We start from the raw sequence: 14,509 nt of genomic DNA, 5'->3' as shown, positions 1-14,509 counted from the left end.
GGCTGGCGGGGAGTGGGGCTTAGCTCTTCCGGGGCCGGGGCCGGGGCCGGGGCCAGGCCGGGCAAGGCAGAAGTTCGGGTAAGGCGGAGGCGGGGCCGGGCCGGGCAAGGCAGAGGTCGGGTAAGGCGGAGGCGGGGCAAGGCAAGGCAGAGACCGGGCAAGGCGGAGGCAGGGCCGGGCAAGGCAGAGACCGGGCAAGGCAGAGGCGGGGCTGGTACTGGCCAGCGGTCGACCTCTTGTCCGAATGTCAACATTCGGACAAGAGGTCGACCGGCTTCGATGTCCCCGGTCACCCGCCCACCTCGTCACCCAGCGCGTTTGACCCCCACTTGTAGCAATGTCAACATTCGTACATGCCTGTCCCTGCCGATCCGCAGGCCTCGCGCAAAGGCGCGGCCGGTCAGGCAGCGGACCACATCCGGGCCGCCGTGCTCAGCGGCGAGCTGCCCGCCGGCACCCCGCTGAGGGAGCCCGACCTGGCGGCGAGGCTCGGCGTCGGCCGCGGCACGGTCCACGAGGCGCTGGGCTTCCTCGAACGCGAGGGCCTGGTCGTGTCGGAGCTGCACCGGGTCGCCGAGGTCCGCGAGCTCACGCCGCAGGACGTCGAGGAGCTGTACACGCTCAGGGCGGCGCTGGACGTCCTCGCGATGCGGACGGCGGCAGGCAAGGACACCGCGGCACTCGAAGCGGTCGTCGAGAAGATGCGCCACGCCCGGACGGACGCCGAACGGGTCGCGCTCGACATCGAGTTCCACGACGCCGTGTACGCGGCGACCGGCCATCGGCGGCTGGTGGAGGCGTGGCGGGCGATCCGCAGCCAGGTGCACCTGTTCCTGCTCGCGCGGGCCGTCGGTGACGCGGCCTACCGGGACCTGCTCGTGCCCGAACACGCGGCGCTGGTCGCTGTCCTGAACGGCGGGGACGCCGACGAGGCGGGGCAGGCGGCCGAGGACCACCTGCGCGGGTCGTACGCGAAGCTGGTCGACCGTCCTGGTGGGACGGGACGTTCGCGCGAACCCGCCGGCAGGCCGTAGCCGTGGCACCGGGCAAGCCGGCGACACTCGTGGTCGCGGTGCTGGCGGTTCTCGTCGTCGCGGGCTCCGCGGCGCTGCTCGGCGGCACGTCCACCGGCGCGCCGTCGCGCGACCAGTACGTCAGCGAGCTCGACCGGCGGCTGGACGAACCCGCGGCACCGCACGTCGTCATCCGGTGCGGCGCGAACGAGGAGCGCCACCTCAACGCGGACAACCCCGTTGTCTCGCCCGGCATCCCGTTCGGCGCTCATCACACGCACGAGTACGTCGGCAACAGGTCGGCGGACGCCAGGTCGACGGACGACTCCCTCGCGGCCGCGTCCACGACGTGCGAGAAGGACGACCTGTCGACGTACTACTGGCCGGTGCTGCGCCTGACCGACGGCACGGGGCACGACGCGCACGCGGACGGCGGTGGCCTGCACGGCAACACCGGTGAGGTGCTCGCGCCGAGGAGCGTGGAGATCCGGTACGAGGGCAGCCCGGTCGGCCCCGTGCTGCCGATGCCGCGGTTCCTGCGCCTGATCACCGGTGATCCGGCGGCGTTCACCCACGACTACGGCCCGGACACGCGGGCGCGGTGGGGCTGCTCGGACCAGCCGGACCGCTACACGACGAAGTACCCGTTGTGCGGGGGCGCGACCACCTTGCGCAGCTACGAGTTCGGCAGCTGCTGGGACGGCAGCAACACCGACAGCGCCTCGCATCGCACGCACGTGGTGTTCCCCGTGGCCGGGGGCACCTGCCCGCCGAAGACGGTCCCGATCCCGCGGCTGCGCGTCACGGTCGGCTACGACATCCCCGCCGGCAGGCCGTTCGCGATCGACAGCTTCGCCGAGGAGCTGCGCGACCCGGCGACCGACCACGGGATGTTCATCAACGTCATGCCTCAGGCGCGGATGGCGGAGCTCGTCGGGGAGCTCAACCGCTCCCGCTAACATCCGGCTTTCTCTTGTTTGGTTGAAACCCGTTGAACCGAAGTCCTCCGCTGCTCGTGTCAGGGCTGAGGTCTTGAACAGGACGCCCGCACGAGGTCTCGCGGGCGGGGAGGAGTGGGTGGATGGCGGCTTTGTTCTCCCGCAAACGGGAGACCGCGGCCGACGAGGCGCTGATCCGATCGCTCTACGAGGAGCACGGTCGGGCGTTGCTGGCGTACGCGACGCGGTTGACCGGCGATCGGGCGGCTGCCGAGGACGTGGTCCAGGAGACCCTGGTCCGAGCGTGGCGCCATCCCGACGCCCTCGTCAACGGCAAGGGATCGGTGCGCGGCTGGCTGCTGACGGTGGCGCGGAACATCGTCACCGACCGCGTGCGCGCCAGGGCCGCGCGCCCGCAGGAGGTGGCCGAGTCCCCGGCGACGCCACCCGTGGAGCGCGACCACGCGGACCAGGTGGTTGACTCGGTGGTGGTGCTCGAAGCGCTCGACAGGCTCTCCTCCGACCACCGCGACGTGCTGATGGAGATCTACTTCCGCGGCCGCAGCGTGACGGAGGCGGCGGAGGCGCTCGGGGTGCCACCGGGAACGGTGAAGTCGAGATCGTATTACGCGTTGCGAGCCTTGAGGGAGACCTTCGGCGGTCAGAAGGTCGCACTGAAGGGGGTGGCCGGATGACCACGCAGCACGACCCGCAACTGCTCGGCGCTTACGTTCTCGGAGCGCTCGACGAGCAGGAGGTGCGTGAGATGGACCAGCACCTGGCTTCCTGCCCGGACTGCGCGCGCGAGCTCGACGAGCTCCGCGACATGGAGGCCTTCCTCGGCGAGGTGCCGCCGGAGGCCGTGCTGGACGGGCCGCCCGAGGGCGGCGATTTGTTGTTGCAGCGCACCTTGCGCCAGGTGCGCGCCGAACGGGGCGGCGTCGCACGACGTCGTCAGTTCGCGCTTGGTGCCGCAGCGGCCGTCGTGGCCGCGGTGGTCCTGGGCGCCGGTGTCTTCGTCGGTAAGGCCACTTCGCCCGATGCGAACCAGGCCCTTCCCACTCCGACGGTGGCACCGGACCCGACGGGCACCAGGCTCGCCACGTTCACCGACCCGGTGACGAAGGCGTCGATGACGGTGAAGGTCGTCCCCGCCGCCGGATGGGTCCGGACGAACATGGCGATCAGCGGCATCCCCGAGGGCGAGAAGTGCCGGATCTTCGTGGTGGCGAAGGACGGCAGCCGTCAGGAGGCGGGTTCCTGGGTGGTGTCCAAGAAGGGCGCCGCCGAGGGCACGAACCTGGACGGTTCCGCGTTGGTCGACCCCGAGGACGTCAAGTCCGTGGTGGTCGAGAACTTCGCGGGCAAGAAGTTCGTCGAGGTGCCGGTTCAGGCGTGAGATGAGGCGATGGGGCCGTCCACTCCGGACGGCCCCATTACCTCGTGCCCGGTCGTCGGGCCGGCGTCACGGCCTGAGCACGACCTTCCCCACCACGGCCCGCGCCTCGAGCGCTTCGTGCGCCTTCGCGGCGTCCCGCAAGGCGAACGGCGGGTTGACCAGCGGTACGAACCGCCCTCCCGCCAGCCCCGCCAGCGACTCCTCCTCTAGCACCCGCAACCCGCGCCGCATCAGCCCCGGCCCGAGCGCGACGGTCGCGGTGAGGCTGTTGGCGAACAACGCCTCCGTGCTGATCGGCGTCATGGTCCCGGACGCCCAGCCGTAGATGACATGCCGCCCACCCGGCCCGAGCGTCTTCAACGCCTGTGCGCCCGCCTCGCCCCCGACGCCGTCGAGCACCACGGTCATGTCCTTGAGACCGTCCGCCCAGCCGGGACGCGTGTAGTCGATGGCGGCGTCCGCGCCGCAGGCCAGGACGTGGTCGAGCTTCCCGGGGCTCGCGAGGCCGACGACGCGCGCGCCGACGTTGCGGGCCTCTTGCACGAACAGCGCGCCCATGCCCCCCGCCGCCGACGTCACGAGCACCACGTCGTCCCCGGTGAGCTGCGCGGCGTCGAGCACCGCGACCACCGTGCGGCCGGTGCCGATCATGGCGACCGCCGCCTCGAACGACACGTCGTCGGGCAACGCGTGCAGGGACGCCACGGCGGCGACGGCGAGTTCGGCGTAGCCGCCGCCGGCCTGGCCGAGGTGCGCGACGACGCGGCGGCCGAGCCAGTCCGGTGGGACGTCGTCGCCCAGGGCCGTCACGACGCCGGCTACCTCACGGCCCGGGGTCGTCGGAAAGTCGACGGGACCGAACCCGCCCCGGCGGATCGTGGTGTCGACGAGGTGGACACCGGCCGCCGCCACGGTGATCCGCACCTGACCCGCGCCGGGTTCCGGGTCGGGCACCTCCTCGAAGAGCAGGTTCTCCGCCGGGCCGAACTCGTGCTGCCGAATCGCGAACATGCGCCGACGCTACGAACTCCACTTAACTGGAGGTCAACAGCCGCACCCGTCCGGCAGTAGCTCGATCGGGTGATGATCATCGTCGGTGCCCCGCCGCCGGGTAATGATCATGGTGTGACGCTGGGACCTGAGTCGGTGACGTGGCGGCTTGGCTGGTACACGCGGCTGGAGCTGGTGGTGCTCGGGCGCGCGGTGCTGATGCAGGTCGCGCACCCGGTCATCGCCGCCGCCGTGCGCGACGGCTACCGCGCCGACCCGTTCGCGCGGCTGTCGAGGACGATCACGTCGTCGCAGCTGCGGCTGTTCGGCGGCGAGCTGGCCGAGCGGGAGGCGGAACGGTTGCTGCGCGCACACTCCCGGATCCCGGGGGCGGACGAGGAGCTGTTCCGCTGGGTGCACGCCACCAGCTTCGACTCGCTGCTCACGGCCTACCGGCTGCTGCGGCCCAGGATGCCCGCGATCCACGAAGAACGGCTGTACCGCGAGTGGCGGGAGACGGGGGAGACGCTCGGCATCAGGGCGATGCCGGGTGATCTCGCCGCGCTGCGCGAGTACCTCGACGACGTGGTCGCCACGCAGCTGAAGGCGACCGACGGGGTGCAGGGGCTGCTGGAGGCGTTCGAGCTGCGGACGGGCAGGGCACCGGGCTCGGAGCACCTGCCGAGCGCGCTGTGGCCGTTGGTGCGGCCGGTGGCGGCACGGGTGCTGCCGGACTTCGCCGTGGGCACGCTGCCGGCCCCGTTGCGCGACAAGCTCGGTCTGCCGTGGACGGACCGGGACGAACGCAGGCTGGGCCGGTGGATCCGGATGATCCGGCTGGCGTCCGCCGTCGTCCCGGCCCGCCTGCTGCACTACCCGATGCCGTACCGGGCGATGCTCAGTGCGCGGTCATCACGTGCTTGACGCGCGTGTAGTCCTCCAGCCCGTGCAGTGACAGGTCCTTGCCGTAGCCGGAGGCGCCGAAACCGCCGTGCGGCATCTCGGCCGCGACCAACCCGTGCGTGTTCACCCAGACGACGCCGAAGTCGAGCCGCGCCGGCAGCGCCGCGGCCCGGCCGGCGTCGCGGGTCCAGATCGAGGACGCGAGGCCCTGCGCGACCCCGTTCGCCAGCGCCACGGCCTCGTCGTCGGAACCGAACCGCTGCACGGTGATCAGCGGGGCGAACACCTCCTCCTGGACGAGCTCGTCGTCCTGGGCGAGGCCGGACACCACGGTGGGCTCCAGGTAGAAGCCCGCGGAACCGTGCTGCTTCCCGCCACAGTGGACGGTCGCGCGCGACCGGGAGAGCAGGCCGAGCACGCGGTCGAGCTGGGCCCGGCTGTTGAGCGGCCCGAAGTCCGTGCCGGGCACGCGGGCCGACGCCGTCCGCACCAGCGCGGTCACGAACTCGTCGTGCACGGCCGAGTGGACCAGCACGCGGCTCGCGGCCGTGCAGTCCTGCCCGGCGTTGTAGAAGGCCGCACCGACGACGCCCTCCGCCGCCGCGGCGACGTCGACGTCGTCGAACACCAGAACCGGTGCGTTGCCACCGAGTTCGAGGTGCGTGCGCTTCACGGTCGCCGCGGCGCCGCGGGCCACCTCGACCCCGGCGCGCGTGGAACCGGTCAGCGAGACCATCGCGGGCACGGGGTGCTCGACCAGCAGGCGGCCGGTGTCGCGGTCGCCCAGCACGACGTTGAACACGCCCGGCGGCAGCACCCGCGCGGCCAGCGAGGCGAGCAGCACCGCGGACGACGGCGTGGTGGCGGCGGGTTTGAGCACCACCGCGTTGCCCGCCGCGAGCGCCGGGGCGATCTTCCACACGGCCATCATCAGCGGGTAGTTCCACGGCGTGATCTGGGCGATCACGCCGACCGCCTCGCGCCGCTGGTACGAGGTGTGGCCGGCGACGTACTCGCCCGCCGCGGCGGTGCCGAGCACGCGGGCGGCACCGGCGAAGAACCGGATCTGGTCCACGCACTGCGGGATCTCCTCCTCCAGCAGCACCGAGCGGATCTTGCCGGTCTCGCGCACCTCGGCGTCGGCGACCTCGCCGGCGTGGGCCTCCAGGAGGTCCGCGAGCTCCAGCAACGCCCGCTGCCGTTCGGCAGGTGTGGTGCGCGACCAGGCGGGGAAAGCGCGTGCGGCGGCCCGCACCGCGGCGTCGACCTCGGCGGCGCGGGAGACGGCCGCGCGGCCGAACTCCTCGCCCGTGGCGGGGTCGACGAGCGGCGAGGTCTCCTCCGCGCGGACCGGCGATCCGTTGACGAGGTTCGCGACGATCACAGGTGCTCCAGGTGGGTGGGGGCGAACATGCGCAGCACCGCGGGGAGCACGACCACGTGCGGGCCGTCCCCGGCGAACGCCGCGGCGAGGTCTTCGCGCAGCGACCCGGGTGTGCTGCGGGTGGCGGGCACCCCGAACGCGGCGGCGAGCGCCACGAAGTCCGGGCGGCTGAGCTCGGTGCCGGTGGTCTCGCCGAACGCGTCGGTCATGTACTCGCGCAGGATGCCGTAGCCGCCGTCGTCGACGATCAGCCAGACGACCCGCGACCCGTGCTGCGCGGCCGTGGCGAGCTCCGCGATCCCGTACATGGCGCCGCCGTCACCGGACACGGCGAGCACCGGCCCGTCGACCGCCGCGGCGACGCCCAGCGCGGCGGGGAAGCCGTACCCGAGACCACCGGCGCCCTGGGCCGAGAACTGCGCGCCACCGCGCGGGTCCCACGCCGACCAGGCCCAGTACGCGAGGATCGTCATGTCCCAGCAGGTCGGCGTCCCGTCCGGGACCGCCGCCCGCAGTGCGCCGAGCACCTGCCACTCGAGGTCGAGCTCCTGCGCGGCGAACCGGTCGCGCACCCTGCCGAGCAACTCCCGGACGCGCGCTTCCGCGACGCCGTCCGCGGGACGCGCCGTGACACCGGAAGCCAAGGCGTGCAAGGCGTGCCGGGCGTCGGCGTGGATACCGAGCGCCGGGTGGTTCGCCTCCAGCTTGCCGAGGTCGGCCTCGACCTGGACCACGCGGCCGCGCGGCTGGAAGGTCCGGTAGTTGCTCGACAGCTCACCGAGACCCGACCCGACGACCAGCAGCACGTCGGCGTCCGCGAGGAACTCGGTGGTGTGCCGGTCCTCCAGCCACGACCGCGCCGACAGCGGGTGCTCCCACGGGAAGTTCCCCTTGCCGCCGAACGTCGTCACGACCGGCGCCCGCAGCTTGCGGGCCAGCTCCAGCAGTGCGTCGCGGGCGTGCAGCGCGCCGCCGCCGGCCAGCACGACCGGCCGTTCGGCACCGTCCAGCAGCCGCACGGCCTCCTCGACCAGCTCCGCGCGCGGCCGCAGCTCACGAGCGGACCAAGACACCGGCGTCACCGGCGGCACGGAGGCGGGCCCCAGCAGCACGTCCTGCGGGATCTCCACCCACACCGGCCCGAACGGCGCGGTCAGCGCGATCTCCCACGCCTCGGTCAGCGCCGGCGCGATCTGCGAGGCGTGCCGCACGACCCGCGTGTGCTTGACGACGTGGCGGAACGACGCCACCTGGTCGGTCAGCTCGTGCAGGTAGCCGCCGCGCACCCCGCCGAGGCCGGCGGACGGGATCTGCGAGGAGATGCCCAGCACGGGGGCGGAGCCGGCGGCGGACTCCTGCAGGCCGGCCAGGGTCTGCAACGCGCCGGGGCCGGTCGAGACCAGCAACGGCGTCACGGAACCGGTGGTCCGCGCGTGGCCGTCGGCGGCGAACGCGGCGTTGAGCTCGGTCCGGGAACCGACGTACCGCAGCCCGGACCGGCGCAGGGCGTCGAAGAGGCCGAGGGCGTGCTGGCCGGGGATGCCGAACACGGTGCGAGCGCCGAGCGCCTCCAGGGTCTCGACGACGACGTCCCCGCCGTTGCGCGAAGTCACACGCCCTCCTTCAACGCCGACAAGCACACGAGGTCGTGAGCCACGTGCGAGGCTGCCACAGACGTGATGGCGCTTGGTCATAGGCCGGTCGCGCCGAACCGCCCGACGGGCCGGGGCCGGCGCGGCGGCCGGGAACGGGCCGCGGCGGTGCCCGGCGTACGCCGCACCGGCGCCCGTCACCGGATCTCGCACGTGGAGCGCCTGCTCGGCCGTGACCTCGCCACGGCCGGTCCAGGGGCTTCACCCGGCTCGCGCCGATGTGGCCCGATTAATTCCTTTGCGGCGTGGTCGCATCCTCGGTCATCATTGTTCCATGATTCACGCAGACGAATGGACCGGAGCGCCCTCGAAGCGCTGACCAGCAAGTTCACTTTCTACTATTCTCTGCGAGCATTTGTGCATCAATGCTCGTCCTCGGCGTGTTCGTCTAGTGGTCAGGACGCTGGACTCTCAATCCGGAAACACGGGTTCGATCCCCGTACGCGCTACTCGGCCCGGTCTCAGTGGGGTGGACCGGGCCGTCTCCCTCGGTGGTCTGTGTCAGACGGACCCAAAGAATCTTCGAAAACTTCGCCCGAATGGTCTAGGCGCCAGTTACGCTCTGCGAATGGCCGCGGTCCCCGCCTTCGCACGCTACGAGGTCGACGTACGTCGGCCGAACGCCGCGCGGATCCATGACTTCTACCTGGGCGGCGCGCACAACTACGCCGCCGACCGGGCGTTCGCCAAGCAGGCCGTCCGGATCGACCCGGAGCTGCCGCTCGTGACGCGGGCGCAGCGGACGTTCCTGCGCCACGCCGTGCGCCACTGCTGGGCGGCGGGTGTGCGCCAGTTCCTCGACCTCGGCTCGGGCATCCCGACGTGCGGCGCCACGCACCAGACGCTGCCCGAGGCCCGTGTCGTCTACGTCGACTCCGACCCGGTGACGGTCGCGTTCTCGCGCGGGCTGCTGCGCGGCGAGCCGCGGGCGTGCGCGGTCGAGGCGGACCTGCGCCGGCCCGACCAGGTGCTGCGGCATCCGGGTGTGGTGTCCCACCTCGACCTGCGCGAGCCCTACGCCGTGCTGATGGTCGACGTCCTGCGCTACGTCGACGACGCGACCGGACCGGGCCGCGTCGTGCGGCGGTACCGGCACGCGCTGCCCGTCGGCGGGTTCCTCGTGGTGTCGCACCCGTCCCCGGTCGAGCAGCTCCTGGAGGGTCTGTCGGCCGAGGCGCCATGCGTCGTGCCGGGCGCGTACGCGGGAATCGGGCGCAAGCGTCGCGTCTGACAGCGTTGTCGGCGCCGCAGGAGGACGTCGGCGTGTCTCCGGCCTGTTTGGTCGCTGTGAGGTCCGGGTAGTCAGCCGGCGTGCGACAGAAACGGAGCCTGGAGGGCGACATGACCCACCGCATCAAGGTCGCCGGTCTGCAGCCGGTGCAGGTGCTGGCCGGACTGGCCGGTATCGCGTTCATCGTGTTCGGTGTCGTGGGTTTCACCCGCACCGGGGTCGGCGACTGGGCCGCCCAGTCCTACGTGCTCGGGTTCTCGGTGAACCCGTTGCACAACACGGTGTTCGTGGCCGTCGGCGTGCTCGGTCTGCTCATGGCTCTCGGTTCGGGCCTCGCGAGGCTGTACGGCTGGCTGCTGTTCGCCGGCTTCGCGGCGCTCTTCGTGTGGGACCTGATGATCACGGGCTTCCTCGCCAGGAACCCGGCGGAGCCGTACGGCAACCCGTTGGCGGTCAACACCAACGACAACTGGCTGCACCTCGGTATCGCACTGTTCGGCCTGCTGCTCGCGGTCATGCCCGCGCGACGCAAGCTGGTCGAGGACGAGGAGCCCGTGCTGCCCGAGCAGCGCGCGCGGGAGTTCCGCGGTGACCGCGACGGTTCGCCGCACGTCGAGCCGACGGACCCCGCCGTGAGCAGGCGGACCAGCACGGCCACCACCGAGCCGATCCCGACCGGTGCCCGGGGTGCCGAGCCGGTCACCAAGGAGCAGGCCGTGGTCGACCCGAAGACCGAGCGGGTGAGCAAGAACAGGATCAAGCACTGAACCCGGTCGAACATCCCGTGTGACAGCCGGACAGATCCCCGTCCGGAACAGACGCGTCGTGAGAGCCCACATGCGGCTCTCACGACGCGTCTGTTTCCATGTCGCGATGCCTTCCGAGTTGCTGACCGGCGAAGTGCTGATCACGTGGGGAACCGCGGCGGCCGCGTTCCTGGCCGTCGCGGTGCACGGGATCTGGCGGATCACGCGCAACGTCATCACGATCGCCCACGAGGGCGGGCACGCGCTGCTGGCCGTGCTGACCGGGCGGCGGTTGAACGGGATCAAGCTGCACTCCGACACGTCCGGGCTGACCGTGTCCCGCGGGAAGCCCAGGGGACCGGGGATGGTGCTGACGGCTTTCGCCGGGTACGTCGCGCCGTCGCTGCTCGGGTTCGGGGCTGCGTTGCTGATCACCAACGAGCAGGTCCGGCTGATGTTGTGGATCTCCATCGGGTTCCTGGCCGCGATGCTCGTGATGATCCGCAACGTGTTCGGGGTGCTGTCGGTCGTCCTCACCGCAGGGGCGTTCCTGGTCGTCTCGTTCCACGCCTCCGCCGAGGTCCGGGATGTCGCTGCGTACGTGTTCGCCTGGTTCCTGTTGCTGGGCGGGGTCCGGCCGGTGTGGGAGCTGCAGGTCAAGAGGTGGCGGCGGCAGGCTCCCCGGTCCGACGCCGATCAGCTGGCCTGGCTGACCGGGGTGCCGGCCCTGGGGTGGGTGCTGGTGTTCGGCGTCGTGAGCACGGCCGCGTTGGTGGGTGGTGGGGCGCTGTTGCTGGGGCGGTGGTGAGCCGCTCGGCTTCACCTCCGTCCGGGCTCGCGCCGAACCGGGGGCCGGAACGGGCGGTTGGTACCCGGCTCGGTACTGGTGAAATACTCGGGTGAACTAGCCAGCTGTCGAGAGGTGGGTTCAGTGCTGCGTGGAGATGTCGGGCTTGAGCTGGGCCAGCGGGTCGCGCGGGCGTTGCGCGGCGCCCTGGACGTGGACATCACCGCGGAGGAAGCGCTGATCCGACCGTCCAACCGCGACGGTGCCGACTACCAGTGCAACGTGGCGATGAGCCTCGCCAAGAAGGTCGGGAAGAACCCCCGCGAGGTGGCGGCGTCGATCGTCGAGCACCTCGACGCCGAGGACGTGCTGGAGACCGCGGAGATCGCGGGGCCCGGCTTCATCAACCTCGAGCTCAAGCGCGAGTGGCTGGAGGCGCAGGCGGCGCGGTTGCTGGCCGACGAACGGCTCGGCGTGCCGCGGGTCGAGCGGCCCCGGCGGATCGCCATCGACTACAGCAGCCCGAACGTCGCCAAGGAGATGCACGTCGGGCACCTGCGTTCGACGATCATCGGCGACGCGTTGTGCCGGCTGCTGACCTTCGCCGGGCACGAAGTGATCCCGCACAACCACCTCGGTGACTGGGGGACGCCGTTCGGGATGCTGATCGAGCACCTCACGGACCTCGGGCACGGCGCCGACCACGAGATCAGCGACCTCAACGCGTTCTACCAGCAGGCCCGGCAGAAGTTCGACAACGAGCCGGGGTTCGCGGACCGGGCGCGGCGCCGGGTCGTGCTGCTGCAGGGCGGCGACGAGGCGACGCTCGAGCTGTGGCACGAGCTGGTGGGGGAGTCGCAGCGGCACTTCAACCAGGTCTACGAGATGCTCGGGATCGGGTTGTCGGCCGCCGACAACTACGGGGAGAGCTTCTACAACCCGTACCTCGCCGACACGATCACCGAGTTGCAGCAGAAGGGTCTCGTCGAGACCAGCGACGGTGCCCTGTGCGTGTTCCCGCCGGGGTTCACCAACCGCGAGGGCGACCGGCTGCCCCTGATCGTGCGCAAGAGCGACGGCGGGTACGGCTACGCCACCACGGACTTCGCGACGGTGCGGTACTGGGTGCGGGAGCGGCAGGTCGACGACCTGGTCTACGTCGTCGGGACGCCGCAGGCGCAGCACTTCCAGATGATCTTCGCCACGTCCCGGCAGGCGGGGTGGCTCGACGACGCGCACACGGCGGTGCACACCGGGTTCGGCACGATCCTCGGGTCCGACGGGAAGACGATCCGCACCAGGGCCGGCGGGACGATCAAGTTGATCGACCTGCTGACCGAGGCCGTCGAGAACTCCTACAAGGTGATGCCCGAGACGTCCGAAGTGGAGGGTGAGGAGAAGGACGCGCTCGCCCGCACCATCGGCCTCGGGGCGGTCAAGTACGCGGACCTCTCCAACGACCGGGAGAAGGACTACGTCTTCACCTGGGAGAAGATGCTCGCGACGACCGGCGACACGTCGGTCTACATCCAGTACGCGAACGCCCGCATCCTGTCCATCGGGCGCAAGGTCGGGCGTGAGGCTCCCGCGGACGCTCCGCTGGTGCTGCGGGAGCAGGCCGAGCGCGACCTCGCGCTCAAGCTGTTGCAGCTGCCCACGGCCGTCCAGGCGGCCATCGACGAGCTCGCGCCGCACAAGCTCACGAACTACCTGTTCGAGACGGCCACGGCGTTCTCGACGTTCTACAACCAGTGCCCCGTGGCGACGGCGGAACCGCGGGAGTTGCAGGACTCCCGGCTGCACCTGCTCACGCTGACTTCACGAGTGCTCACGCTGGGTTTGTCGTTGCTGGGCATCGGGGCACCCGAAAGGCTGTAACAGGTTTATCCCCTGGCATGCAGAGGTACGCAGTGATCGCAACTCTTTCCCCCCAGTCCTCAGGGAGTCGCGATGACCTGCACCACCCGCCTGCCCAAGCCGGTCACCGAGGTGTGGGACTGGCAGATGGAAGGATTGTGCCGCGGGCAGAACAGCGCCATCTTCTTCCACCCCGACAACGAGCGCGGGTACGCGCGGGCGGCGCGGGAGGAGAAGGCGAAGGCCATCTGCGGCCACTGCCCCGTGTTGCAACAATGCCGCGCCCACGCGCTTGAGGCTCAAGAGCCGTACGGCGTGTGGGGCGGCATGGGGGAGGACGAGCGGCGCCAGATCGTTTCCGCGGCCCGGCGCCGTGTCCGTGCCTACTCCTCCAACACGTCCCTGAGCTGACGCAGCGTCTTCGCGAGCAAACGCGAGACGTGCATCTGGGAGATGCCGACCTTCTGCGCGATCTGCGTCTGGGTCATGTTGCCGAAGAAGCGCATGATCACGATCTTGCGCTCGCGCTCGGGCAGCTTCTCCAGCAACGGGTGCAGCGCCTCGCGTTGCTCGATCATCGCGATCTCGGGGTCTTCCTCGCCGATGGTGCTGCCGAGGGAGATCGACGAGTCCTCCGACATGAGCATGTCGTCGAGTGACGCGCTCTGGTAGGCGTTGCCCGCGGCGAGACCCTCGTGGATCTCCTCGCGGGACAGGCCCAGGTGCTCGGCCAGCTCCGACGGCGTGGGCGCGCGGCCCAGCGACTGCGACAGGCGCGAGGTGCCCGCGTTGATCGCCAGGTGCAGTTCCTTCAGCCGGCGCGGCATCCGGACCGACCAGCTGGAGTCCCGGAAGTACTTCCGGACCTCACCCATGATCGTCGGCACCGCGAACGACAGGAAGTCGCTGCCGCGTTCCGGGTCGAACCGGTCGACCGCGTTGATCAGGCCGACCGTCGCCACCTGCACGAGGTCCTCGTGCGGTTCGCCGCGGTGGCCGAATCTGCGGGCGATGTGCTGGGCGACCGGCAGGTGCTCGGTGACGAGCCTGTCCCGCAGCGTGTCGCGCGCCGCACCGGCGGGGGTCTGCGCGAGCTCGGCGAACAGCGGCGCCAGGTGGTCGTAGTCACCGGACCTGGAGGACTTCGTCTCCTCGGTCTTGGTGTCCTCGGGCCTGACGTCCTCGGTCTTGGTCGCCTCTTCCGACCCGGTCACGCATCCACCGCCCCTGCCGTGGACTTCACGAGGCCGATGTGGACCACGAACCCTTCGGTCTCCTCGACCCGCGTCTGCACGGAGTCGACGAGCGCGGTCAGCACACGCCATCCGAAGCTGGCCTCGTCGGGTCCGGCCGCGGACTTCGCGGAGACCTTCGCCGAGACGTGCACGGCACCCTTGGCGTCCACGTCGAAGTGGCAGCTGAGGACGGCGTCGTGCGCCGCCAGCGTGATCAACGTCGAACACGTCTCGTCGACGGCGAGCTTCAGGTCCTCGATCGAGTCGAGGTCGAAGTCCTGCCGCATCGCGATGTCGGCCGCGACCGCTCGTGCGATGGACAGCTGCGTGGGATCCGCGGCCATCCGGAGTTCGACCCCTGACAATTGAGTCAC

At 71.1% G+C, this 14,509-nt stretch carries 15 protein-coding genes and 1 tRNA gene; 11 read left to right on the top strand and 5 right to left on the bottom strand.

Going from position 1 to position 14,509, the window contains the following annotated elements; genetic code table 11:
- Window positions 1-353 precede the first annotated feature (353 nt).
- The 4 genes from L6E10_RS06260 (at window position 354) to L6E10_RS06245 (ending at window position 3,350) form a co-directional block, all read left to right on the top strand.
- Window positions 354-1,034: a GntR family transcriptional regulator gene (locus tag L6E10_RS06260; RefSeq protein ID WP_236217671.1), complete on the top strand. Its 681-nt coding sequence runs from the start codon at window positions 354-356 to the stop codon at window positions 1,032-1,034.
- Window positions 1,035-1,036: 2 nt separating this feature from the next.
- The gene (locus tag L6E10_RS06255; protein WP_236217669.1) at window positions 1,037-1,972 is read left to right on the top strand and encodes a DUF1996 domain-containing protein; all 936 of its coding nucleotides are present in this window, start codon (window positions 1,037-1,039) and stop codon (window positions 1,970-1,972) included.
- Window positions 1,973-2,094: 122 nt separating this feature from the next.
- The gene (locus tag L6E10_RS06250) at window positions 2,095-2,646 is read left to right on the top strand and encodes a sigma-70 family RNA polymerase sigma factor (protein WP_236217667.1); all 552 of its coding nucleotides are present in this window, start codon (window positions 2,095-2,097) and stop codon (window positions 2,644-2,646) included.
- On the top strand, window positions 2,643-3,350 hold the full coding sequence (locus tag L6E10_RS06245) for an anti-sigma factor (RefSeq protein ID WP_236217665.1): 708 nt from the start codon (window positions 2,643-2,645) through the stop codon (window positions 3,348-3,350). Before L6E10_RS06250 ends, L6E10_RS06245 begins: the two co-directional genes overlap by 4 nt.
- 66 nt (window positions 3,351-3,416) lie before the next feature.
- On the opposite strand, the gene L6E10_RS06240 is transcribed toward L6E10_RS06245, so the two are convergent.
- Entirely contained in the window at window positions 3,417-4,361 is a 945-nt protein-coding gene (locus L6E10_RS06240) for a zinc-binding dehydrogenase (RefSeq protein ID WP_236217664.1), read from the bottom strand.
- A 114-nt stretch (window positions 4,362-4,475) separates the two neighbouring features.
- On the opposite strand from L6E10_RS06240, the gene L6E10_RS06235 reads away from it, so the two are divergent.
- Window positions 4,476-5,264 carry an oxygenase MpaB family protein gene (locus L6E10_RS06235; RefSeq protein WP_236217662.1) on the top strand — a complete coding sequence of 263 codons (789 nt, stop codon included), beginning with the start codon at window positions 4,476-4,478 and terminating at the stop codon, window positions 5,262-5,264.
- Here the strand turns inward: L6E10_RS06235 and L6E10_RS06230 are convergent.
- Window positions 5,239-6,627 carry an aminobutyraldehyde dehydrogenase gene (locus L6E10_RS06230; RefSeq protein ID WP_236217660.1) on the bottom strand — a complete coding sequence of 463 codons (1,389 nt, stop codon included), beginning with the start codon at window positions 6,625-6,627 and terminating at the stop codon, window positions 5,239-5,241. The two genes, L6E10_RS06235 and L6E10_RS06230, sit on opposite strands and share 26 nt — an antisense overlap.
- The gene (locus L6E10_RS06225) at window positions 6,624-8,240 is read right to left on the bottom strand and encodes a thiamine pyrophosphate-binding protein (RefSeq protein ID WP_236217658.1); all 1,617 of its coding nucleotides are present in this window, start codon (window positions 8,238-8,240) and stop codon (window positions 6,624-6,626) included. Before L6E10_RS06225 ends, L6E10_RS06230 begins: the two co-directional genes overlap by 4 nt.
- Before the next feature lie 416 nt (window positions 8,241-8,656).
- On the opposite strand from L6E10_RS06225, the gene L6E10_RS06220 reads away from it, so the two are divergent.
- From L6E10_RS06220 to L6E10_RS06195, 6 genes are all read left to right on the top strand, one after another.
- A tRNA-Glu gene (locus L6E10_RS06220) sits at window positions 8,657-8,728 on the top strand.
- Window positions 8,729-8,847: 119 nt separating this feature from the next.
- On the top strand, window positions 8,848-9,510 hold the full coding sequence (locus L6E10_RS06215) for an SAM-dependent methyltransferase (RefSeq protein WP_236217656.1): 663 nt from the start codon (window positions 8,848-8,850) through the stop codon (window positions 9,508-9,510).
- 80 nt (window positions 9,511-9,590) lie between these two features.
- Window positions 9,591-10,277 (top strand): DUF4383 domain-containing protein, encoded by a 687-nt coding sequence (locus tag L6E10_RS06210; protein WP_236217655.1) that lies wholly within the window; start codon window positions 9,591-9,593, stop codon window positions 10,275-10,277.
- Between the two features lie 106 nt (window positions 10,278-10,383).
- Window positions 10,384-11,064, top strand: a complete 681-nt coding sequence (locus L6E10_RS06205) for a M50 family metallopeptidase (protein ID WP_236217653.1) — start codon at window positions 10,384-10,386, stop codon at window positions 11,062-11,064.
- Window positions 11,065-11,187: 123 nt separating this feature from the next.
- Window positions 11,188-12,921 (top strand): arginine--tRNA ligase, encoded by a 1,734-nt coding sequence (gene argS / locus L6E10_RS06200; RefSeq protein ID WP_236217651.1) that lies wholly within the window; start codon window positions 11,188-11,190, stop codon window positions 12,919-12,921.
- Window positions 12,922-12,993: 72 nt separating this feature from the next.
- The gene (locus L6E10_RS06195; RefSeq protein ID WP_236217649.1) at window positions 12,994-13,311 is read left to right on the top strand and encodes a WhiB family transcriptional regulator; all 318 of its coding nucleotides are present in this window, start codon (window positions 12,994-12,996) and stop codon (window positions 13,309-13,311) included.
- Here L6E10_RS06195 and L6E10_RS06190 read toward each other — a convergent pair.
- Window positions 13,284-14,015, bottom strand: a complete 732-nt coding sequence (locus tag L6E10_RS06190) for a SigB/SigF/SigG family RNA polymerase sigma factor (protein WP_236217769.1) — start codon at window positions 14,013-14,015, stop codon at window positions 13,284-13,286. The two genes, L6E10_RS06195 and L6E10_RS06190, sit on opposite strands and share 28 nt — an antisense overlap.
- Window positions 14,016-14,110: 95 nt before the next feature.
- Window positions 14,111-14,509, bottom strand: coding sequence for an ATP-binding protein (locus L6E10_RS06185; RefSeq protein ID WP_236217647.1), 399 nt, complete (start codon window positions 14,507-14,509; stop codon window positions 14,111-14,113).

Source organism: Lentzea sp. CC55 (genome assembly GCF_021056325.1).
GTDB classification, from domain to species: domain Bacteria; phylum Actinomycetota; class Actinomycetes; order Mycobacteriales; family Pseudonocardiaceae; genus Lentzea; species Lentzea jiangxiensis.
The sequence above is the reverse complement of the archived record's forward strand: the minus strand, read 5'-3'. Positions and strand labels throughout refer to the sequence as shown.

Coding starts and splice junctions, on each gene's coding strand:
- L6E10_RS06195 (WP_236217649.1), top strand. CDS start 12,994: ATGACCTGCACCACCCGCCTGCCCAAGCCGGTCACCGAGGTGTGGGAC.
- L6E10_RS06250 (WP_236217667.1), top strand. CDS start 2,095: ATGGCGGCTTTGTTCTCCCGCAAACGGGAGACCGCGGCCGACGAGGCG.
- L6E10_RS06240 (WP_236217664.1), bottom strand. CDS start 4,361: ATGTTCGCGATTCGGCAGCACGAGTTCGGCCCGGCGGAGAACCTGCTC.
- L6E10_RS06245 (WP_236217665.1), top strand. CDS start 2,643: ATGACCACGCAGCACGACCCGCAACTGCTCGGCGCTTACGTTCTCGGA.
- L6E10_RS06260 (WP_236217671.1), top strand. CDS start 354: ATGCCTGTCCCTGCCGATCCGCAGGCCTCGCGCAAAGGCGCGGCCGGT.
- L6E10_RS06205 (WP_236217653.1), top strand. CDS start 10,384: ATGCCTTCCGAGTTGCTGACCGGCGAAGTGCTGATCACGTGGGGAACC.
- L6E10_RS06215 (WP_236217656.1), top strand. CDS start 8,848: ATGGCCGCGGTCCCCGCCTTCGCACGCTACGAGGTCGACGTACGTCGG.